This is a genomic window from Pseudomonas sp. Irchel 3H7 (genome assembly GCF_900187605.1).
In the GTDB taxonomy this organism is placed as follows: domain Bacteria; phylum Pseudomonadota; class Gammaproteobacteria; order Pseudomonadales; family Pseudomonadaceae; genus Aquipseudomonas.
Genome location: NZ_FYEA01000008.1, coordinates 89781 through 110848, shown reverse-complemented (window position 1 = coordinate 110848; position 21068 = coordinate 89781). Strand labels below are relative to the sequence as shown.

Genomic DNA, 21068 nt, shown 5'->3' with positions numbered 1-21068 from the left:
TGATTCAGAGACTATCCGGATCCCCAAAAAACATCTGAATCCGCGACCGCAACCAACGCTCACCCGGATCATTATCCTGCGATCCACGCCAAGCCATATGCAGCTCAAACGTACGCGTCGGCAACGGCGGGTCCTCCGCGCGAACACCGCCGGCAGCCGTCAATGCTTCCGCGGTGTAATCGGGCACGGTCGCGACGATGTCAGTGCCCGCCAACAACGTACTCAACCCATTGAACTGCGGAACAGCCAGCACCACATGGCGCTTGCGTCCGAGCTTCTCCAGCTCTTCATCAATAAAGCCACTGAGGTCACCGGCAAACGACACCAGCGCATGCGGACGCGCGCAATAGTCGTCCAGGCTCAACGGCCCCGGCACAGTATCGGCACGCAGCAATTTTGGCGCGCTGCGACGCAGGACCTTGCGCTTGGCGTTGGCCGGCAGGTCCGTGGTGTAGCTGACGCCAATGGATATCTCGCCGGAAGCCAGCAGGCCCGGCATCAATATGTAATTGACGCGACGAATCACCAACACGATTCCCGGGGATTCGGCGCGCAGGCGTTTGAGCAGCATTGGCAGCAGGGCGAATTCGACGTCGTCGGACAAACCGATCCGAAATACCGACGTGCTGGTCGCCGGGTCGAATTCGGCCGCACGGCTGACGGCGGTCGAAATCGAATCGAGGGCCGGTGAGAGCAGGGCGAAGATTTCCACCGCACGGGCGGACGGTTCCATGCTGCGCCCGGTGCGTACAAACAGCGGGTCATCGAACAGGCTGCGCAGGCGCGAGAGCGCCGCACTGATCGCCGGTTGACCGAGAAAGAGCTTTTCTGCCGCCCGGGTCACACTGCGTTCGTGCATCAATGTTTCGAATACGATCAACAGGTTCAGGTCGACACGACGCAGGTCATTACGATTCATCTGGAGTCCTGGCAGAGTCATCAAGCTTGACGAGAGCGGCCATATGAGAACAATGGCCGGCATGAATCTTACGGGGAAAGGCTGGTACTCTGCACCGGAAAATTCAGCTTGAATGAGACGGTGGCAGCAGTTTTTCATGGATTTTGCCACTGCCGCCCCTGTTGCGGAATCAATGACAGGCATGTCGACTATTAATAGCCACTGATAGTCTTGGGTCAAAAGCCCAGATAGAGTTCATGGCATTAGAGGTTACTTTGACGAGGTTTGCGATGTCCCGCACGATCCGTTTTCACAAGTTTGGTCCGGCCGAGGTGCTCAAATGCGAAGAGCATGCGGCCGCTCAGCCAGGTCCTGGCGAAGTGCAGGTGCGTGTCGAGGCAATCGGCATCAGTTGGTACGACACCCTGTGGCGTCAGAACCTGGCATCGTCCCAGGCACGTTTGCCATCGGGTCTTGGCCATGAAATGGCCGGCGTGGTCACTGCAGTCGGTGCCGATGTCGAGGACCTGTCCGTCGGTGACAAGGTCGCGAGTTTTCCGGCTGAAAGCCCGAACGACTATCCGGTCTACGGCGAGTCGATCGTACTGCCGCGTACTGCGCTGACCCGTTATCCGGATGTGCTCAGTCCGATCGAAGCCAGCGTGCATTACACGCCACTGCTGATCGCCTACTTTGCCTACGCCGATCTGGCGCGGGTCAAGCCGGGGCAATTCGCTCTGGTCACGGACGCCAGCCATTGTGCCGGTCCCTCGTTTGTCCAGTTGGGCAAGGCGATGGGCGTGCGGGTGATCGCTGCGACCAAAGAAGCCGAAGAGCGCGAGTACCTGCTGTCCCTCGGTGCAGAAAAGGTCATCGTCACGGAAGAGGAAGACCTGTTGATGCGAATCAACAAGATCACCGACAACCGTGGTGTCGATGTGGTGTTCGATGGTCTCGGCGGCCCACAGATGTCGCTGCTTGGCGATGTGCTGGCGCCGCGTGGCAGCCTGGTGCTGTACGGTTTGCAGGGCGGCAACCAGACGCCGTTCCCGGCCTGTGCAGCGTTCCAGAAGAACATCCAGTTTTTCGTGCACTGCATCGGCAACTTCACCGGCAAGCCGGAACTGGGCATCACTCAGGACCACGTCGCTCTGCAACGTGCCTTGCGTGACATCAACCAGTTGACCGCTGATCGTGTGTTGCTGCCGCTGAAAACGCGGGTTTTCCCGTTCAACGAATTCGTCGAAGCGCATCGCTACATGGACGAATGCCCATGCCGCGAACGGGTTGCCCTGCAAGTCGAACCGGCGTAAGCCTTGTCATCAGAGTCCGTGGCCCCACGGACTCTTGTGCGTTTACCTCCCTCCTGAAAAACACAGCGCTCTGGTGCAGCCCCCGGGACCGTTCAGCAACTGAACTGGTTTTTGCTCCCTATCTGTATCTTCTAATCACAATGTAAGCCCTGATAATTGAATGATTACTTTCATCTCAAGGAATGAGCCATGGCTGTGCATTCAATTTGTCCTGCGCGATATCAAACGAATAAATCGATTGATCAAGCCAACTTTTGTTTAATTGTTGTAGGGCTATTCGGAAACTGCTTCTCTTTTTCTTGTACTCACTTGTCGTGGGACATTGTGGGAAGTTTCCTAGGACTGCGTCCGGAAAAAAATATCCCTGCAATTACAGCGGCTTGAGGCTATTGGTCGGTCGCTGAAGGGGTTTTTGCAGCTCAAGTGTTTCAAATAACTACAAACTTGTAAGTGTTAGCATTCGAACGTCTATTACTTATTGATGAATTGTCGCCAGACTGATTTTCAGTCCGCGCGGCATGAAACTTTCGATACCGGGTAAATACCGATGAGCACGATCCATGATCAGGCAATGAACTATGTCTACCAGCAAGTATTGCAACGTTTGCTGAGTTTCTTCTCTCGCGCGGAACGCACGGCGTTGCAGTTGCTGATCCAGCGACTGGCAGTGGCCGCCGGCGGTATGGAGAACATCGGTCATTTCAAGGTTCTGGTGAACCAGTCAGGGTCGCGCGACAGTTGTTATACGCTGGCCCTTTTACGGGCCGCACAACTGACCATTGCTGGCCGATCGCCCGCGACCTTTCAGCTGCGGGTCGCCAACCTGCGTTGGAACGGCAGCAGCCCGGCGTCCCTGCAAAACATGCACCGCAGCTACAGCGCGCTGTTTCTGTATGACGATCCACGAGTCGAACTGGTGATGGTGGATCACCGCGAGGTCCTGCCGTTTGATCATCAGGCACCCATTGGCGAGGCGGGGCGTGAAGCCAACCGCATCAATCTGTTGCTGATCGGCCATCGTCGAACCTGGAACGAAACGCTTGAACTGTGGGATGACGCTTATCTGGCCACTGCCGAGTTCTACGGGCAGGTTGCCCGCTGGAACAATGGCGTCGATGCGATGATCGGCAGTGAATCCGTGCGCCGTCAGGGGCACTTCCTTGAGGGATTGGGGCGCGCCGCGCAGAAAGCCGCGATTGCCGGGCCGCAGGTGAGTTCTCTCGGCTTTGACATGCTGTTCCCGCTTCTCGATGGACTGGGTGGCGATTATTACCGCGAGTTTTATCCCGAAGAAGAGCGGGTAGCGTGGCGTCCCGAGGGTCAATTCGAGGCCTGTCGGCGCACCAGTTTCATCAGTATCAACGACATGATTGTCGGCAAGCTCGAAGAACGCTGGCCCTTGCTGAGTGATTTTCTGGGTTTCCAGGCTGATGACCTGACGCTGTATCAAGGTGATAACGAACATGTGGAACCTCTGGTAGCTGCGCATCTGCAGGGCTTGCAGGCGCACTTCATCGAGGGACGGACCTACGAGGCTGGCGTCAGCGATTACCTGAAAAACAGCCTGATATCCATGCGACAAAAACAGGTTCCCGAACCTGTTTGCGAACAGTTGCTGGCGAGTTTCGGCAATCTGCAGGCACTCGAGTCTCTGCGTAAGCAGGCAGAAAGCGCTCTGCAGGCCAATTTCGAACTGAATGAAATCCAGCTGACGTGCTTGCTGTTTTCACCGTTCATCAATGCTGGCGCCGGGCTCGAGCGGTTCTTGCGCAATTGTCACCCCGGCATGTTGGTGGCGTTGCCGGATCTGCACCGGGCGATGCAGGGCCTGCATGCGCCGGAACAGGTCATGAAATGGATGACGGATGTCAGTGGGCTGCCGGTCAGGCTGATTGTGCGCCTGTATGCAATGGGGCCTGTTCATATGCCTGCTGCCGGTGAAAAAGCCTCGCAGGACCCGGTCGTTGAACCGGCAGCTGATCGATCAGCGGAGGGGTGAGCGTGAGCCTCGTGCAGGGAGATGGAGCCATGCCAACGGACGCGAGCTTGTGAAAGCGGCGAGGCAGAATGACTTTGTTTATCAGGCGGTATATCGATACCTCACGCTGCTGATAGACGAGGCGGGTAGTGGCTCGGCGGTGCGCTTGCCTTCACTGCGACAACTGGCGGATCGGCTCAATGTGTCGATCTCGACGGTCCAGTACGCCTATTCGCTGCTGGAAAAGGAAGGCAGGGTCTATTCAATCGCCAAATCCGGATACTACGCGCAAGCGCTACACGTATCGGACTCGCCCGATAGCGGCAGTGATTTGCTGGAAACCGTTTACGTCAATGCCAGGCGCCCGGGCATGTGTGTGCTGAGCGCCGATGAGCCGGCCTCTCTGCAACCGCTCGACAGTCCGTTACTGATGCTGGAGCGCGAACTGCTGCGTCAATATCCGCGCCAGCCGCAAGCGCTCGTGCAACCTTGCGGAGAGCTTGAACTACGCACGGTAATGGCCGCGCGTTATACCTCGTCTACCGCCAATTACTGGCGTGCGGATGACGTCTACATTGGTGCTGATCTGCGCGGTGTCCTGGACATTCTGATTTCCGTGCTTGAGTTGCGTCGCGCCACCGTGGTCGTCGAGTCGCCCTGTGACTGGGTGATCTTGCGTCTGCTGGAAGCCGCCGAGGTGCGTGTTATCGAACTGCCATTTGCCGGTGGCGTGATTGATCTGCAGCGCCTGGAGTCGGTGCTCAAGAGTGAGTCGGTGCGTTTGATCCTGTTGTCTTCGGCGTTGAGCATGCCGCGGGGCAGCCTGATACCGCTGAGCAACCAACAGGCAGTCGCGCATTTGCTCGGGCGCCATGGCACTTGGGTGCTGGAAAACGATTGTTACAGCGAACTCCACGAAGGAGGGGGCACCCAACGATTGCGTGATTGGCTGGACCCTGATCGTCTGCTGGTGTTTTCCACGTTCGAAAAATTCATTGGTGCCGAGGCACCTTTCGGCATATTGCTCTCACGGCAGTGGCGCAACGAGTTGCAGAGGCATTTTCTGTTGCGCGCGTTTCGCTTGTCGCCGATCCGTCAGAAGGCCGTTGCCAGGCTGTTGGCGGGTGGTCGGCTGGATCAGCATTTGTTGATACTGCGACGAATGCTCAAGGAGCGTCGCACGCAATTGATTGAGCTGTTGCGTGAGCGTCTGGGCGATGCGTTGCAGGTTGTCGAACCCCAAGGTGGCGCGACCGTGTGGGTGCGTTCTCTGCGGCCGGTCAACATGGCACAGGTGTTCCAGCGCCTGCTGAGGCAGCAGATCATTATTGCGCCGGGCGAGCTGTTCAGCCTGCAAGGCCTGCATGCGCAGCATGTGCGGTTGAGTCCGCTGAGCCACGGTGAGCATGACTTGGCCCGCGTGGTCGGCCTGCTCGGTGACGCCTTGCGCCTGGCACCCGGTGAATAACGTTAAAAAACATCGGGAGCGTCCCGGATAGATCCCATCGCACTGCGGTCAAACTGCCAGTAAACTGCGCTCTATTCCTGAATCACTCTATTTCAGAGGTTTTGCATGACACTCAGTCCTTTTGCGGGCAAACCGGCACCGGCAGAATTGTTGGTCGATATCCCGCGACTGGTAACGGCTTACTACACCGGACAGCCTGACGCCTCGATTTCCACTCAGCGTGTGGCGTTCGGAACATCCGGGCACCGGGGCAGCTCGTTCGATTTGAGTTTCAACGAGTGGCACGTTCTGGCCATCAGCCAGGCGATCTGTCTGTATCGCGAAGCCCAAGGGATCACCGGGCCGTTGTTTGTCGGCATCGACACCCACGCCCTGTCGACTCCGGCCGGAGCCAGCGCGCTGGAAGTACTGGCCGCCAACGGTGTCACCGTGATGATCGCCGAAGGTGATGAATACACGCCGACGCCGGCCATTTCCCACGCCATTCTCTGCTACAACCGTGGCCGCACCTCGGGCCTGGCGGACGGAATCGTCATCACGCCGTCGCACAATCCGCCACAAAGTGGTGGTTACAAATACAACCCAACCAACGGCGGGCCGGCCGACACCCACATCACCAAATGGATCGAAGCCAAGGCCAATGAACTGTTGGCCGCCAAACTGGCCGGTGTGAAGCGCATCAGTTACGAGCAGGCGCTCAAGGCCAGCACGACGCATCGTCACGACTACGTGAACACTTATGTGGCCGACCTGATAAACGTGATCGACTTCGACGCCATTCGTGACGCCAAACTGCGCCTGGGTGTTGATCCGCTGGGCGGAGCAGGGGTGCGCTACTGGTCGGCGATTGCCGAGCATTACCGCCTCGATCTGCAAGTGGTCAACAAGGAAGTCGACGCGACGTTCCGTTTCATGACCGTTGACTGGGATGGCCAGATTCGTATGGACCCGTCGTCCAGCCACGCGATGCAAGGCCTGATCGGTCTGAAAGAGCGTTTCGACGTCGCTTTTGCCTGCGACCCCGATCACGACCGTCACGGCATCGTGACGCCGTCCGGTGGTTTGCTCGCGCCGAACAACTATCTCGCTGTTTCGATCGATTACCTGTTCCAGAACCGCCCGCAGTGGCGTGCGGATGCTGGCGTCGGTAAAACCGTGGTCAGCAGCGGTCTGATCGATCGCGTGGCCAAGCGCTTGGGGCGTCGTCTGTACGAAGTTCCGGTCGGTTTCAAATGGTTCGCCGACGGCCTGTTCGATGGCTCGCTCGGCTTCGGTGGCGAAGAGAGCGCGGGCGCATCGTTCCTGCGCAAGGACGGTGGCGTGTGGAGCACCGATAAGGATGGCCTGATCCCGGCATTGCTCGCCGCTGAAATGACCGCGCGCACCGGTCGCGATCCGAGCCAGGCCTACAAGGCATTAACCGATGAGCTGGGCGAACCGTTCTCGGTGCGCGTCGATGCCAAGGCCAATCCGGAGCAGAAAGCGTTGCTGAGCAAGCTGTCGCCTGCGCAGGTCACCTCGACAGAACTGGCCGGCGAGAAAATCCAGAGCATTCTCAGCCATGCACCGGGCAACGATCAGGCGATTGGCGGTCTGAAAGTGATGACTGAAAACGGCTGGTTCGCCGCGCGTCCGTCGGGCACCGAAGACATCTACAAGATCTACGCCGAAAGCTTCATCAGTGACGACCACCTCAAGCAATTGGTCGTTGAAGCGCAGACGCTGGTAGATGGCGCCATTTCCGGCTGATGAAGGCGGCAAGCGCATGAAAAAAGGGGCAACCGTCTGGTTGCCCCTTTTTTTTGCCTGCCATTCGAGCGATCAGGCCAGATCCACCAGGACAATTTCACTGTCCTCAATGGCCGTGACGCTGAGCACTCGTTCCTGCGCCACCGCCACACCGTCTCGAGCTTGTGCACGCAAGCCGTTGACCTCAATCACGCCAGTGGCCGGCACCAGATACGCACGACGACCTTCATCCAGCTGATATTCGGCAGTTTCCCCGGCTTTGAGATTGGCCGCGACCAATCTTGCATCAGCGCGAATCCGCAAGCTCTGGTCATCACCTTCCTTGCCGCTGGCCAGCGTGACAAAGCCTTCGCGCTGGCCTTTCGGGAATGGTTTGGCGCCCCACGAGGGCGGCGCGCCGGTTTCCGTTGGCAGGATCCAGATCTGGAAGATCTTGGTGTCCTTGGCTTCCAGGTTGTATTCGCTATGCGCGATGCCGGTGCCGGCGCTCATCACCTGAACGTCGCCAGCCTCGGTGCGACCCTTGTTGCCGAGATTGTCCTGGTGAGTAATCGCACCTTCACGGACATACGTGATGATTTCCATGTCGCGATGCGGATGTTGTGGGAAGCCAGTACCTGCGGCGATCACGTCATCGTTCCACACCCGCAGGTTGCCCCAGCTCATGCGCTGCGGATCGTAGTACTCGGCGAACGAAAAGTGGTGATGGGCATCCAACCAGCCGTGGTGGGCGCCGCCCAGCGAGCTGAAGGGTCTGAGTTCAAGCATGATCGTCTCCTCAAAAGGTTCGTCATGGGGTGTGAATGGTTGACACCCGACGCGACACCGGTGGTTTATGACGGCCATCATCTATCAGTCAATGATCGATAAAAAGCGTAAAAAGTGCGGCGTTATTATCGAATTGATCGATTGGAAACAAGCTCGAAAGGGTCTCATCTCACCTTCAGTTCATCGCCTAAACCAATGACCTGTAAGCATTTCGCTAGAACTGAACGGCAAATACAGACACCATAGCCGCAACAGCCTCACACACTGGAGTCCGTCAGCGTGGCGCAACACACCCCCGATCTTCCTCCCGAACTTCGCCCCCTGGCCGAGATGCCATGGTTCAAACGTCTGGCTGCGCGCTTTTTCGGCCATGGTTTGACCCGGCTGCGCGCTCAACACCGAGCATCGTGGTTGCACGGTCAGGCCGATGGCTTTCGCAGCGGGCATACCGCCGGCGTCGAATATGGCTTTAAGGAAGGCAAGCTTGAGGGGCTGGAAGAAGGCCGTCAGGTGCTGCTGATCCGTGACAGTCGCAATACTGAGCATCGACCGCCCAGCGTCGATAACCATCTGTTTGACGATTGGCGCCTGCCGCTGACGGCCGAGTTGAAAAAGCGCATGAAGGCCGATGTCGCCCGTTTGCTGCCTGAGCACGCTCAACCGAGCGTCGCGCAGTGGAAGATGATTTTCAGCGAAACCCCGTCAACCTCAGTGGTAGCTGGCGCTGGCGCGGGCAAGTCCACCACGCTGGTGCTGCGCATTCTGTTGCTTAACCACTATCTGGGTTTTGAGCTGGACTCGATGACCGTGGTGACCTTCACCCGCGAGTCGCGCAAGGATTTCATCAATAAACTGATTGAGTTGTTCGCGCTCTGGGGGCAGGCGCTGAACCTGCGCCAGGCACGCGATCTGGTGCGTACTTTCCACTCGCGAATTCTGCCGATGGTGCGCAGCTTGCCGGGTTTCGAACGTCTGCAGGCCTTTGAAAACCTCAGCCACCGCGCACAAGGTGATGAGCAGGAGGTCGACAGTAACCCCTTCGACCTGCGCATTAACGATGCACAACGCCAGCAACTCAACGCCTGTTATCAGCGCTTGTTTAATGAAGACGAGCGTTTCCGCCAGTTGATTCAGCCGCTGTCCCGAGCTGGTTTGCAGCTCAAGGAGCTGGAACGCGATCATCCGGACGTGCAAAAACGCGTAGCGGTGACGCAGTTAGCCTCCCAGCGCGATGAAGAACTGTGCGATGCCATTGAAGATCTGTGGTTCCGCGCTGGCGCCTGGCCGATCAAGGGCATTGAGCCGAACCGGCAGAGTTTCGATATCAACGGCGCGAAATTTCACTGTCATGGCTACATTCCGAGCCTGGATGCCTGGGTGGTGCTCGGCTTCGATCCGCGGGAAAACCCGCAGGTCAGTCGGCCAAACGCCAAGCTCAGCGTGCGCGCCGAGTGGGCAGTCAAGCGCACCCTGTTTCAAGCTTTCTGTCGTAAGCCTCTGATTTGGCTAGATAGTTACGAATCGTCAAGGCGTGTTCTGGCCACGTTGGCGGGTGATGCCAGCGCCGGGCCGGGCTTTGAGTACAAGGTCAAGGGCGAGCTGGCCTCCGCGCCATTGCTCGACTGTTTTGTCGCGGCGGCCGGTTTCATCGAAAACCTCGGCCTGGACGTGCCAGACGCGGTCGGTCGCATGAGCTTTGCCAAGGACGACCCAGACCGGTTTTTCTTTGAGGCACTCAGCCTGTTCTGGCGGGCCTTTGAAGATCATCTGCTCGACCAGAAGCCGCCGATCATGACCTACAACCGGATGTTCGCGCTGTTCAGCGAGCACTCACCGGAAAACCTCAAGCTGTTGAGCGATGAGTTACTCAGACCGTTGTCGCACTTAATGATCGACGAGTTTCAGGACGTTTCGCCGCAGATCGTTTCGTGGATTCGCGCCAGCCTCACGGAAATCCGCAGCCGTGGCCCGGCCATGCATGTCGGGCGGGGCGCGCAGCGTTCATCGCTGCTGTGCGTCGGCGATGACTGGCAGTCGATTTACGGCTGGCGTGGCAGTTCGCCGAGTTACTTCATGGCGTTCGACAAGGAATTCCCGTCGCCAGGCACCACGCGGGTGATGCTCAGTGACAACTACCGCAGTCACCAGCACATCATCGATGCCGCTGAGCATATCGTCCGCGCTGCGCCAGCGATCCCCGGCAAAAAAGCCAAGGCCAGCGGTGCGCCCAAGCCGTTGCAGCCGGTCAATGTGCTAGAGCGCGATGATCAGGCATTGGGGCAGCGCCTCGCCGAGCACTACCGCCAAGGTCATTCGATCTTGATGCTTTATCGAAAAAGCAGCGATAAGTTATTGATTGAAGAGCATATTCAGTCAGTGGTTAATGTTGATTCGAGCTTGCCGTACGAAGCGCGACGTCTCAAGCAGCTGACCTACCACAGCGCCAAAGGCTTGCAGGCCGACGCGGTGTTTCTGCTCGGCGATTGCCAGCACCTGACCAGTTCGCCCTACAAGAACCAGGTCTATCGCATGGCAGGTTTGGGGAAGTCGGGCGACAGCGAACCGTACGACACTGCGCAAAAAGACGAAATCCTGCGCCTGGCCTATGTCGGTATTACACGGGCGGTCAGCCATTGCTACTGGTACGTCGAACCGCAGGAAGCGCAAGCGGTGAACATGCCGCGGGCGTCTGACCGGGTGGCCAAGGGCAAGCCGTTTTTCGTTGATCACCGTGTCACCAAACAAACCGCATAGGCACAAAAAAGCCCACAGAGATGTGGGCTTTTTGTTTAAAATCAAAAGCTTATGCGTAGCTTCTGAGAGACTCTGGAGGTACGAAGGCTTCCAGTTCATCCTCCACAGCCTCGATAATTCGTTCGACATCCGCTGCATTCATCACCGTCGCACACGGGATGCCAGCGATGGCGATCATGGTTTCGCCGCTGGCACGATCAAACAGACGGGCGATCATGCTGCCCGGCGCGTCCATCGTCGCCTCAAAACCCATGGGATGAAAATGCCAGCGCATCAGCTGGCATGCATTGGGAAACGTGACTTTGCTTGACCCTTTATTCATGTGTTGCCCGCCTTCTTCATCGAGCGCTTCCGTTTGCTCATGTTAGGTGGGAAGAGCCTTCATTGGCTCAACCGGTGACTGACATTAAAAGTAGCATCTGCATGTGAAATTCCTGTGAGATTTTTCAGTTCATTTTGCGATTGCTTCGCATTTTTTGATGTAAGTCACGGCCTACGCAATCGTCGCCAAATGGCCACTACGGATTAGTCATTGAAGCTCGCGCCGAACTTCGGCAAGCTCGATTCTTTTGCGCCGAGCCCTTTATGCACGCCGACGACGACGGCCCAGAACAGACCCAGGCCACGGCGGCCACGGTCATGCGCTATCACCTGAGCTGGAAGCACCGTGACCTCGACAGCGTCATGGCGCTGTATCACCCGGACATCCAGTACAACGATTTCTTCCAGAATCGCGTGCTCGGCCTGGATGAGTTGCGCGAGTACGTACGCGTCAGCATGCCGCGTGAATCCGACGAACTACTCGAGCATTGCGACCGCATTCGCGTCGACGGCAACACCGCATTCATCCAATACGAGGTGACCTTGCGCGGCGGCGACGGACTGGTGTCGTTTCGCTCCAGCGAGGCGATCACGGTCAAGGACGGGCTGATCTGGCGCGTCAACGAATACGCTTCGCTGGTGCGCACGCAAGCTCACGGCACAAACTCGGCAAGTCAGCGCCCGGCGGTCAGTCGCCTGGGCTTGTCGCCGCGTCAATTGAGTTTCATGGCTGAAGACCTGCAACAGTACTTTGAAAAGCAGCAGCCGTATCTCGATCCTGAACTCGACTTGCAGCGGGTGGCGAAGGAGTGCGGCTACAGTCGCAATCAGATTTCCTATCTGCTCAATCAGGTGCTTGGGCAAAGCTTCTATCGCTACGTCAATCAGGCGCGCCTGCAGCATTTGCTGCGTGCGCTGGATAACGCCACACCGCCGGTGCGTATCGATGAACTGGCTTTCGCTGCCGGTTTCAATTCGTTGTCGGCGTTTTACAGCTGTTTCCGCCAGCACACCGGCCAGTCTCCGAAGGCTTACGTTAAACAAATTTCTTTGCGGACACGCGCGCAAGACAGCAACTGAGCACAGCCACTAGGATCGACGCCATCGAAGGTTTTCAGTGGCGGAGTCTTGCATGCCGGCGTGGCGCACTATCAGTTTGTGGATGGATCAACTCGATGAGCCGCTGACCGCGCGGCCCGAGCTTGAGCGAGATCTGGACGTCGACGTGGCGATCATCGGCGCCGGCTACACCGGCCTGTGGACGGCGTACTACCTGAAGAAACTCGCGCCGGGCCTCGACATTGCGATTGTCGAAGCACAAACCGCCGGTTTCGGTGCCTCCGGTCGCAATGGTGGCTGGCTGATGGGCAACCTGCTCGGCGAGGATCGCTTGCTGGCCGGGCTGTCGCCAGAGCAACGCCGCGCGTCCTTCGATCTGCTGCACAGCATTCCCGATGAAGTGGAAATTGTTCTCGAGCGCGAAGGCATCGACTGCGATTACCGCAAGGGCGGCGTGCTGTATTGCGCGGCGCGCTATCCGGAGCAGGAAGCCACGCTGCGTGAGTATCTGGCCAAACTACATGCCCAGGGCCTGACCGACGACGATTACCGCTGGCTCAGCCCCGAACAACTGGCCCAGCAGATCCGTGTGGCCAAACCCTATGGCGGGATTTACGCGCCACACGTGGCGACCATCCACCCGGCGAAACTGGTTCGCGGCCTGGCGCGCACCGTGCAAAACATGGGCGTGAAGATCTACGAAAACAGCCCGGTCACCCATTGGCAGTCGGGCAGTTTGCGCACGGCGAAAGCCAGCGTGCGCAGTCGCTGGATCGTGCCGGCCGTCGAAGGTTATTCGGTGACGTTGCCGCCGCTGGGCCGTTATCAGTTGCCGGTGCAAAGTCTGATTGTCGCCACCGAACCCTTGTCGGCGGCAACCTGGGAGGAAATTGGCCTCAATCGCGGCCAAGCCTTCAGCGAATTCAGCCGCCAAGTCACTTACGGCCAGCGCAGCGCGGATAACCGCCTGATCTTTGGCGCCCGTGGTGGTTATCAGTTTGCCGGCAAGTTGCGGCATAACTTCGATCTGACCCGCGATGAGGTCGAGCTGCGCCGCTATCTGTTCGGCGAACTGTTCCCGCAACTGAAAAACGTGCAGATCACCCACGCCTGGGGCGGCAACCTCGGCATGTCCCGGCACTTCAAGCCGCACATGCTTTGCGATCGCGCCAATGGCATCGCGCTGTCCGGCGGTTATGGCGGGGAGGGCGTCGGCGCGAGCAATCTCGGCGGGCGCACCCTCGCGGAGCTGATTCTTGAGCGCGACACCGAACTCACCCATCAGCCGTGGGTGCTGCCGGACGGCGGGATTCACGCACTGCGGGCCTGGGAGCCAGAGCCGTGCCGCTGGCTCGGCTACAACGCGATCATCAAAAGTTTCGTCCACGAAGACCAGACCCTGGCCAACCCGGCGACCGCGCCATGGCGGCGCAAACTCGCCAGCCAGGTCGCGGGCTTCATGGAAGGTTTCATGCATTGAGCGTCGAATTAATTCAAGAAAGCCCAAAGACAGGTCAGACCATGAGCATTACCCAGTTCAAAAACACTGCAACCCTGCCACTCGATGAATCCAGCCCGGTGGCCGTCCCCCTCGGCGAACCGGTGGCGATTGCTTCGACCACCAGCGTCGAGCGCGACGACGGCGTCGAAACCGGCGTTTGGGAATGCACTCCGGGCCGCTGGCGCCGGCAGATCACCGCGCAAGAGTTCTGCCATTTCATTTCCGGGCGTTGCACGTTCACCCCCGACGGTGGCGGCGAAACCCTGCACATACAAGGTGGCGACGCACTGATGTTGCCGGCCAACACGCTCGGTATCTGGGATATCCAGGAAACCGTGCGCAAGAGCTACGTGCTGATTTTCTGATTGTTTGATCCTTTGATTGCCTGCCAACAAAAAAGAAAACCCACACAGGAATCGATCCATGATCCGCAAGACCCTCGCTCTGGCACCGCTGATGCTCGCCGTTTCCCTTGCTCAGGCAGCGGAAACGGTCAAGGTTTACAACTGGTCCGACTACATCGCACCGGACACCACCAAGAACTTCGAAAAAGAGACCGGCGTGGGTGTCACTTATGACGTCTACGACAGCAACGAAACGCTCGACGGCAAGTTGATGACCGGCAAATCCGGTTACGACGTGGTGTTTCCGTCCAACCACTTCATGGCTCGGCAGATTCAGGGTGGGGCGCTGAAGAAACTCGACAAGAGCCAGTTGCCGAACTGGAAGAATCTCAATCCGGTGCTGCTCAAAGCCCTGCAAACCAATGACCCGAACAACGAACACGGCTTTCCCTACCTGTGGGGCAGCACCGGCATCGGCTACAACATCGCCAAAGTCAAAGCGGTGCTGGGCGACAACGCACCGGTGGACTCCTGGGATCTGATCTTCAAGCCCGAGTACATGGAAAAGCTGCAGAAGTGCGGCGTGGCGATCCTCGACAACGGCCCGGAACTGCTCCCGGCAGCGCTTAACTACTTGGGCCTGCCGCACCACAGCAAAAATCCCGAGGACTATAAAAAGGCCGAGGCGCTGCTGATGAAAGTGCGGCCGTATGTCAGCTACTTCCATTCCTCGAAATACACCAGCGATCTGGCCAACGGCGATATTTGCGTGGCGGTCGGTTTCTCCGGTGACATCCTGCAAGCCGAGAACCGCGCCAAAGAAGCGAAGAATGGCGTCAACATCGGCTACGCGATTCCCAAGGAGGGCGCAGCGATCTGGTTCGACATGGTCGCCATGCCCGCCGACGCGCCGGACGAGAAGGCTGGTTATGCGTTCATGAACTACCTGCTCCGCCCGGACGTGATGGCCGGCATCAGCAACTACGTGCATTACGCCAATGGCAATGAGCAGGCGGACAGCCTGATCGACCCGGCCATCAAGAACGACACCAAGGTGTATCCGAGCCCGGAGATGATGGGCAAATTGTTTGCGCTGGAGGCGATGCCGTTGAATATCGACCGGATCCGCACTCGCGTGTGGAACAAGATACGCACCGGTAGCTGATCCGCTTTTCCCCTGTAGGCGCTGCCGCAGGCTGCGATCTTTTGATCTTGCTTTTGAAAGGCAAAGTCAAAAGATCGCAGCCTCGTTTCACTCGTCAGCTCTTACAGTTTGGATGAGCCATTTGGTTGATATCAATACACTGGCATCGCACTAATAAAGTGCAGGAAAGTGAGACGCGCCTAACAAAAAACAACTTACCCATATTTAATATTTAAATAGAAAATCGTCAGACAATTAGGCAAAAGCTCCGCAACTAAAACATTCTTTCACCTCCGCACGCTTTGTTTACGGCAGTTTCCCGAAACAGTCCGATTTGATCCCAAAAAAATCCTTTACGGCAGATTTCAAATTGTGTCAGGTTTCTTACGCCTTCATTGGGCGAGTGATAGGACGACCTCGCCAGAGATCGTCCTGTCGGACAAAAACTGTTCCATTGCTAAACAAGGAAGTGTGTTTATGTCGAAAGTTAAAGCGAATGCTATTGATACTGCCGAACAGGCTTTCCAGCTGTCAGCCTTCAGCTCGGCGTATAACCAGATCAATAGCTTCAGCCATCAGTACGACCGTGGCGGCAACCTCACGGTCAATGGCAAACCCTCCTACTCCGTCGACCAGGCCGCCACCCAGTTGCTGCGCGACGGTGCTGCCTACCAGGACAAGGACGGCAGCGGCAAGATCGAACTCACCTATACGTTCCTGACTTCGGCATCGTCCAGCACGATGTACAAGCACGGGATCACCGGGTTCAGTCAGTTCAGTGCACAACAACAAGCCCAGGCCAAGCTCGCCATGCAATCCTGGGCTGACGTGGCCAATGTGACCTTCACCGAGAAAGCCTCGGGCGGTGACGGCCACATGACCTTCGGTAACTACAGCGGTGGCCAGGATGGCGCTGCAGCGTTCGCTTATCTGCCAGGCACTGGCGCCGGTTATGACGGCACCTCGTGGTACCTGATCAACAGTGGCTACACGCAGAACAAGAATCCGGATCTGAACAACTACGGTCGTCAGACCCTGACTCACGAAATTGGTCACAGCCTGGGTCTCGCTCACCCTGGCGACTACAACGCCGGTAATGGCAACCCGACCTACAACGACGCGTCCTACGGGCAGGACACCCGCGGCTACAGCGTCATGAGCTACTGGAGCGAAAGCAACACCAATCAGAACTTCAGCAAGGGCGGGGTCGAAGCGTATTCGTCCGGCCCGCTAATGGACGATATCGCTGCCATCCAGAAGCTCTACGGTGCCAACCTGACCACCCGTACCGGTGACACCACCTACGGCTTCAACTCCAACACTGGCCGCGATTTCCTCAGCGCTTCGTCGTCGAGTGACAAAGTGGTGTTCTCGGTGTGGGACGCGGGCGGCAAAGATACTCTGGACTTCTCGGGTTTCACTCAGAACCAGAAGATCAACCTCAATGACGCCTCGTTCTCCGACGTTGGCGGCATGGTAGGTAACGTGTCCATCGCCAAGGGCGCGATCATCGAGAACGCCATTGGCGGCTCGGGTAGCGATCTGCTGATCGGCAACAGCGTGGCCAACGAGCTCAAGGGTGGTGCCGGCAACGACATCCTCTACGGCGCTGGCGGTGCTGACAAGTTGTGGGGCGGTGCTGGTTCGGACACCTTTGTGTTCGCGGCCAGTTCCGATTCCAAGCCAGGTACGATCGATCAGATCCTCGATTTCGTCAGCGGTCTGGACAAAATCGACCTGACTGGCATCACCAACGGTGCCGGCCTGCACTTCGTCAGCAGCTTCACCGGTGCTGCCGGTGACGCGGTCCTGACGTCGTCGGGCGGCAACAGCCTGCTCTCGGTGGACTTCTCCGGGCACGGCGTGGCCGACTTCCAGGTCAGCACCGTTGGCCAGGCAGCGACCAGCGACATCGTGGCGTGATGTAGAAATGGAAAGCGGCGCGTGATGCGCCGCTTTCTTTGCTTGCATCGTATTAACAGGTAAGCAAGGCTACACGCCGGAGCGAATATTCCCATGATCAGTAAAGCTTTTACCTACAAGGTAGCGGCGTGGCTTTCGGCGGCGCTCATCATGATTTCAGGAGAAACCAGCATGGCAAGCAGCCTCAGACTCGAAGAACCCTCGGTGTTTGCCGGACAGTGGCAAGCGACATTGTCTACCCGGGATGATGATCGAGAAGCGCTAAAACAACAGGACAAGCCTTCGAATACGTGCCTCGTGGAATTGGCAGCCAACAAAACCTTGGGCAAAGGCGCCGACTGCCTGGGTGCATGGCTTGAAGAAACCCCGATCGGCTGGTTTCCTGAGCCGGACGGTATCGCGATCACCGGTAAAGAAGGCTCAAGAATCCAGTTTTTCAGCCGACAACGTGACGGGCTTTATCTGGCGACTTTGAAATCGGGTCTGGTGATTACGCTTGAGCGCGCAGCGCAATAGCCTTGATTATTCAAACGGCGACAAGGTTTTAATATAAAGCGCCACGCAATGGTTATAAGAAACGCTGAATGGCAACTGCACCGCAGTTAATCGCGCAAGTTGTTATGAAAGTGTAAGCGGTAGACGAAAAAAGCAAGTTCCGACGTTGCACGGATCATTAATTCGAATCTTGCCAATGAATGGCGGGAAATATTTTCCAGGAATAATCAATGAAGATGGCGAAGGCCCCAGCCACCGCTCCCTTAATCAAGGCATTGGGTGACTATAAAAGTATCCTGATCAGCGTCGGTTGCTTTACCGCGCTGATTAACGTGCTGATGCTGGTGCCCTCCATCTATATGCTCCAGGTCTATGACCGGGTGCTGTCGTCGCAGAACGAAACGACCCTGGCGATGCTGTCGTTGATGGTCGTCGGCTTCTTTGCCTTCATCGGCATGCTGGAAGTGATCCGCAGCTTTATCGTGATTCGCATCGGCAGCCAGTTGGAGCGCCGCTTCAACCTGCGTGTTTATCAAGCGGCGTTCGAACGCAACCTGTTCAAGGGCGAGGGCAACGCCGGGCAGTCGCTGGGCGACCTCACGCACATTCGTCAATTCGTTACCGGGCCGGCGCTGTTCGCGTTTTTCGATGCGCCGTGGTTCCCGGTCTATCTGTTCGTGATTTACCTGTTCAACGTCTGGCTCGGCGTGCTCGCCACCGCAGGCGCACTGTTGCTGATCGGGCTGGCCTGCCTCAACGAATACATGACCAAAAAGCCACTGGGCGAAGCCGCCGGTTATTCGCAGAAGTCCAGCCAGTTGGCCACCAGCCATTTGCACAACGCCGAAACCATTCAGGCGATGGGCATGCTCGGTTCCCTGCGCAAGCGCTGGTTCCAGGTGCACTCGCGCTTCCTCGGTCTGCAGAATCAGGCCAGCGACACCGGTGCGGTGATCAGCTCTGTGAGTAAAACCCTGCGCCTGTGCCTGCAATCGCTGGTCTTGGGCCTGGGCGCATTGCTGGTGATCAAGGGTGACATGACCGCCGGGATGATGATCGCCGGTTCGATCTTGATGGGTCGTGTACTGAGCCCGATCGATCAGTTGATTGCCGTGTGGAAGCAGTGGAGCGGGGCGAAGCTGGCTTACCGTCGTCTCGATGCGCTGCTGCAAGCGTTCCCGCCGAGTGACGACGCCATGGCGCTGCCGGCGCCAAAAGGCCAGATTACTTTCGAACAGGTCAGCGCCGGCCCACCGGGGCAACGCACGGCTACGTTGCAAATGGTCAATTTCAATCTGAATGCCGGCGAAGTACTGGGCGTGCTCGGTGCATCCGGGTCCGGCAAATCGACGCTGGCCCGTGTGCTGGTCGGTGTCTGGCCAACCCTCGGCGGCACCGTGCGCCTCGATGGCGCGGATATTCATCGCTGGAACCGCGACCAGCTCGGCCCCTACATCGGTTATCTGCCGCAAGACATCGAACTGTTCAGCGGCAGCATCGCCGAAAACATCGCCCGTTTCAGCGAGGCTGATCCACAGAAAGTCGTCGCCGCCGCGCAACAGGCTGGCGTGCACGAAATGATCCTGCGTCTGCCGCAAGGTTACGACACGCAACTGGGCGAGGACGGCAGTGGCTTGTCCGGCGGCCAGAAGCAGCGTGTGGCACTGGCGCGTTCGATGTACGGCACGCCGAGCCTGGTGGTGCTGGATGAACCGAATTCCAACCTCGACACCGTCGGTGAAGCGGCACTGGCCAGCGCCATTGCCGCGCTTAAAGCGCAAGGCACCACGGTGGTGCTGGTGACGCATCGCTCTTCAGTGCTGGCCCAGGCGGACAAATTGCTGGTCCTCAATGACGGGCGTCTGCAAGCCTTCGGCCCGAGTCAGGACGTGCTCAAGGCACTTTCCGGCCAGCAAGAACAACAACGGGAAAAAGCTGCACAGGCACCGGGCGGGCTCAGCATGAGTCGCCAGTATCAGCCCTCGACAAGGAATTCGGGTGTATGAGCAGCGCAAGCATGAACACTGAAAACGAAGCGAGCATGGAACACGCCTACATTACCGAGCGCCCGGAACGCGATGCAAAGTTCTTCGCGCGCATGGGCTGGATTCTGGCGATCGTCGGCGCTGGCAGTTTCTTCACTTGGGCGGCGTTGGCGCCGCTGGATCAAGGCATTCCGGTGCAAGGCACGGTTGTGGTCTCGGGCAAGCGCAAAGCCGTGCAGTCGATGAGCAGCGGCGTGGTCAGCCGGATTCTGGTGCGCGAAGGCGAAATCGTGAAGCAGGGTCAGCCGTTGTTCCGCCTCGATCAGACGCAAGTCGCCGCTGACGTGCAGTCGCTGCAGGCGCAGTACCGCATGGCCTGGGCCAGTCTCGCGCGTTGGCAGGCCGAGCGCGACAACCTCAAGCAAGTGACCTTTCCCGCCGAGCTGAGCAATGATCCGGATCCGCGTCTGGCACTGGTGCTGGAAGGTCAGCGGCAACTGTTCAGCAGCCGTCGCGAGGCCTACTACCGCGAGCAGGCCGGACTGCGTGCGAGCATCGAAGGCGCCACCGCGCAACTGGCCGGCATGCGCCGCGCCCGTACCGATCTGAATGCCCAGGCCGACTCGCTGCAACAACAGCTGAGCAACCTGCAACCGCTGGCGGACAACGGCTACATCCCGCGCAACCGCTTGATGGAGTACCAGCGTCAACTGTCGCAAGTGCAGCAGCAACTGGCGGAAAACACCGGTGAAAGCGGCCGCGTGGAACAGGGCATCCTCGAGTCGCGGCTGAAGCTGCAACAGCACGCCGAGGAATACCAGAAGGAAGTCCGCACGCAACTGGCCGACGCGCAGCTGAAAAGCGTGACCCTGTCGGAACAACTGACTTCCGCCGGTTTCGACCTGCAGCACAGCGAAATCATCGCCACCGCCGACGGCGTCGCGGTCAACCTCGGCGTGCACACCGAAGGTGCCGTGGTGCGTCAGGGTGAAACCTTGCTGGAGATCGTTCCGCAAGGCACCACGCTGGAAGTGGAAGGGCACTTGCCGATCAATCTGATCGACAAGGTCGGCACGCATTTGCCGGTGGACATTCTGTTTACCGCGTTCAATCAGAGCAAAACCCCGCGTGTACCGGGTGAAGTCAGTCTGATTTCCGCCGACCAGATGGTCGACGAGAAAACCGGCGTGCCGTACTACGTCCTGCGCAGCAGCGTCAGCGATCAGGCCATGGAAAAACTCAACGGTCTGGTGATCAAGCCCGGCATGCCGGCAGAAATGTTCGTGCGCACCGGCGAACGTTCACTCCTCAACTATCTGTTCAAACCGCTGCTCGACCGGGCCGGCTCCGCGTTGACCGAGGAATAAG

General features: G+C 58.2%; 16 protein-coding genes. 13 read left to right on the top strand and 3 right to left on the bottom strand.

Going from position 1 to position 21068, the window contains the following annotated elements:
• Positions 1-4 precede the first annotated feature (4 nt).
• The gene (locus CKW38_RS16620; RefSeq protein ID WP_007914920.1) at positions 5-919 is read right to left on the bottom strand and encodes a LysR family transcriptional regulator; all 915 of its coding nucleotides are present in this window, start codon (positions 917-919) and stop codon (positions 5-7) included.
• A 269-nt stretch (positions 920-1188) separates the two neighbouring features.
• Here CKW38_RS16620 and CKW38_RS16615 point away from each other — a divergent pair, with 269 nt between their 5' ends.
• From CKW38_RS16615 to pgm, 4 genes are all read left to right on the top strand, one after another.
• Positions 1189-2211 (top strand): zinc-dependent alcohol dehydrogenase family protein, encoded by a 1023-nt coding sequence (locus CKW38_RS16615; RefSeq protein WP_007914918.1) that lies wholly within the window; start codon positions 1189-1191, stop codon positions 2209-2211.
• Between the two features lie 547 nt (positions 2212-2758).
• Complete coding sequence (locus CKW38_RS16610; RefSeq protein WP_007914915.1) at positions 2759-4210, top strand: hypothetical protein; 1452 nt, start codon at positions 2759-2761, stop codon at positions 4208-4210.
• Positions 4211-4259: 49 nt separating this feature from the next.
• Positions 4260-5657, top strand: a complete 1398-nt coding sequence (locus CKW38_RS16605; RefSeq protein WP_042704921.1) for a PLP-dependent aminotransferase family protein — start codon at positions 4260-4262, stop codon at positions 5655-5657.
• A 105-nt stretch (positions 5658-5762) separates the two neighbouring features.
• Entirely contained in the window at positions 5763-7406 is a 1644-nt protein-coding gene (gene pgm, locus CKW38_RS16600) for a phosphoglucomutase (alpha-D-glucose-1,6-bisphosphate-dependent) (protein WP_007914911.1), read from the top strand.
• 72 nt (positions 7407-7478) lie between these two features.
• Here pgm and CKW38_RS16595 read toward each other — a convergent pair whose 3' ends face one another.
• Positions 7479-8174 (bottom strand): pirin family protein, encoded by a 696-nt coding sequence (locus tag CKW38_RS16595; protein ID WP_007914909.1) that lies wholly within the window; start codon positions 8172-8174, stop codon positions 7479-7481.
• 279 nt (positions 8175-8453) lie between these two features.
• On the opposite strand from CKW38_RS16595, the gene CKW38_RS16590 reads away from it, so the two are divergent.
• Positions 8454-10928 (top strand): UvrD-helicase domain-containing protein, encoded by a 2475-nt coding sequence (locus CKW38_RS16590; RefSeq protein WP_095113293.1) that lies wholly within the window; start codon positions 8454-8456, stop codon positions 10926-10928.
• Between the two features lie 49 nt (positions 10929-10977).
• Here CKW38_RS16590 and CKW38_RS16585 read toward each other — a convergent pair whose 3' ends face one another.
• Positions 10978-11250: a DUF1652 domain-containing protein gene (locus tag CKW38_RS16585; protein ID WP_038367758.1), complete on the bottom strand. Its 273-nt coding sequence runs from the start codon at positions 11248-11250 to the stop codon at positions 10978-10980.
• A gap of 263 nt (positions 11251-11513) precedes the next feature.
• Here CKW38_RS16585 and CKW38_RS16580 point away from each other — a divergent pair, with 263 nt between their 5' ends.
• From CKW38_RS16580 to CKW38_RS16545, 8 genes are all read left to right on the top strand, one after another.
• Positions 11514-12329, top strand: coding sequence for an AraC family transcriptional regulator (locus CKW38_RS16580; protein ID WP_095113292.1), 816 nt, complete (start codon positions 11514-11516; stop codon positions 12327-12329).
• Positions 12330-12381: 52 nt separating this feature from the next.
• On the top strand, positions 12382-13788 hold the full coding sequence (locus tag CKW38_RS16575) for an FAD-binding oxidoreductase (RefSeq protein ID WP_095113291.1): 1407 nt from the start codon (positions 12382-12384) through the stop codon (positions 13786-13788).
• 41 nt (positions 13789-13829) lie between these two features.
• A complete protein-coding gene (locus CKW38_RS16570) occupies positions 13830-14174 on the top strand; it encodes a cupin domain-containing protein (RefSeq protein WP_038367864.1) in 345 nt (114 codons plus the stop codon).
• Between the two features lie 58 nt (positions 14175-14232).
• Complete coding sequence (locus CKW38_RS16565; RefSeq protein WP_095113290.1) at positions 14233-15318, top strand: polyamine ABC transporter substrate-binding protein; 1086 nt, start codon at positions 14233-14235, stop codon at positions 15316-15318.
• Positions 15319-15774: 456 nt separating this feature from the next.
• Positions 15775-17220 carry a serralysin family metalloprotease gene (locus CKW38_RS16560; RefSeq protein WP_095113289.1) on the top strand — a complete coding sequence of 482 codons (1446 nt, stop codon included), beginning with the start codon at positions 15775-15777 and terminating at the stop codon, positions 17218-17220.
• Positions 17221-17313: 93 nt separating this feature from the next.
• Positions 17314-17736, top strand: coding sequence for an AprI/Inh family metalloprotease inhibitor (locus CKW38_RS16555; RefSeq protein WP_176472339.1), 423 nt, complete (start codon positions 17314-17316; stop codon positions 17734-17736).
• Positions 17737-17945: 209 nt separating this feature from the next.
• Positions 17946-19721, top strand: coding sequence for a type I secretion system permease/ATPase (locus CKW38_RS16550; protein ID WP_007914893.1), 1776 nt, complete (start codon positions 17946-17948; stop codon positions 19719-19721).
• A complete protein-coding gene (locus CKW38_RS16545) occupies positions 19718-21067 on the top strand; it encodes an HlyD family type I secretion periplasmic adaptor subunit (RefSeq protein WP_007914892.1) in 1350 nt (449 codons plus the stop codon). The genes CKW38_RS16550 and CKW38_RS16545 overlap by 4 nt, the downstream gene beginning before the upstream one ends.
• Position 21068: the final 1 nt, after the last annotated feature.

What these genes read in the sequence shown, in the direction of transcription:
- CKW38_RS16555 (WP_176472339.1), top strand. Translation starts at nt 17,314, where the DNA reads ATGATCAGTAAAGCTTTTACCTACAAGGTAGCGGCGTGGCTTTCGGCG.
- CKW38_RS16575 (WP_095113291.1), top strand. Translation starts at nt 12,382, where the DNA reads ATGCCGGCGTGGCGCACTATCAGTTTGTGGATGGATCAACTCGATGAG.
- CKW38_RS16615 (WP_007914918.1), top strand. Translation starts at nt 1,189, where the DNA reads ATGTCCCGCACGATCCGTTTTCACAAGTTTGGTCCGGCCGAGGTGCTC.
- CKW38_RS16565 (WP_095113290.1), top strand. Translation starts at nt 14,233, where the DNA reads ATGATCCGCAAGACCCTCGCTCTGGCACCGCTGATGCTCGCCGTTTCC.
- CKW38_RS16610 (WP_007914915.1), top strand. Translation starts at nt 2,759, where the DNA reads ATGAGCACGATCCATGATCAGGCAATGAACTATGTCTACCAGCAAGTA.
- CKW38_RS16545 (WP_007914892.1), top strand. Translation starts at nt 19,718, where the DNA reads ATGAGCAGCGCAAGCATGAACACTGAAAACGAAGCGAGCATGGAACAC.
- CKW38_RS16595 (WP_007914909.1), bottom strand. Translation starts at nt 8,174, where the DNA reads ATGCTTGAACTCAGACCCTTCAGCTCGCTGGGCGGCGCCCACCACGGC.
- CKW38_RS16620 (WP_007914920.1), bottom strand. Translation starts at nt 919, where the DNA reads ATGAATCGTAATGACCTGCGTCGTGTCGACCTGAACCTGTTGATCGTA.
- CKW38_RS16570 (WP_038367864.1), top strand. Translation starts at nt 13,830, where the DNA reads ATGAGCATTACCCAGTTCAAAAACACTGCAACCCTGCCACTCGATGAA.
- pgm (WP_007914911.1), top strand. Translation starts at nt 5,763, where the DNA reads ATGACACTCAGTCCTTTTGCGGGCAAACCGGCACCGGCAGAATTGTTG.
- CKW38_RS16550 (WP_007914893.1), top strand. Translation starts at nt 17,946, where the DNA reads ATGAAGATGGCGAAGGCCCCAGCCACCGCTCCCTTAATCAAGGCATTG.
- CKW38_RS16580 (WP_095113292.1), top strand. Translation starts at nt 11,514, where the DNA reads ATGCACGCCGACGACGACGGCCCAGAACAGACCCAGGCCACGGCGGCC.
- CKW38_RS16560 (WP_095113289.1), top strand. Translation starts at nt 15,775, where the DNA reads ATGTCGAAAGTTAAAGCGAATGCTATTGATACTGCCGAACAGGCTTTC.
- CKW38_RS16585 (WP_038367758.1), bottom strand. Translation starts at nt 11,250, where the DNA reads ATGAATAAAGGGTCAAGCAAAGTCACGTTTCCCAATGCATGCCAGCTG.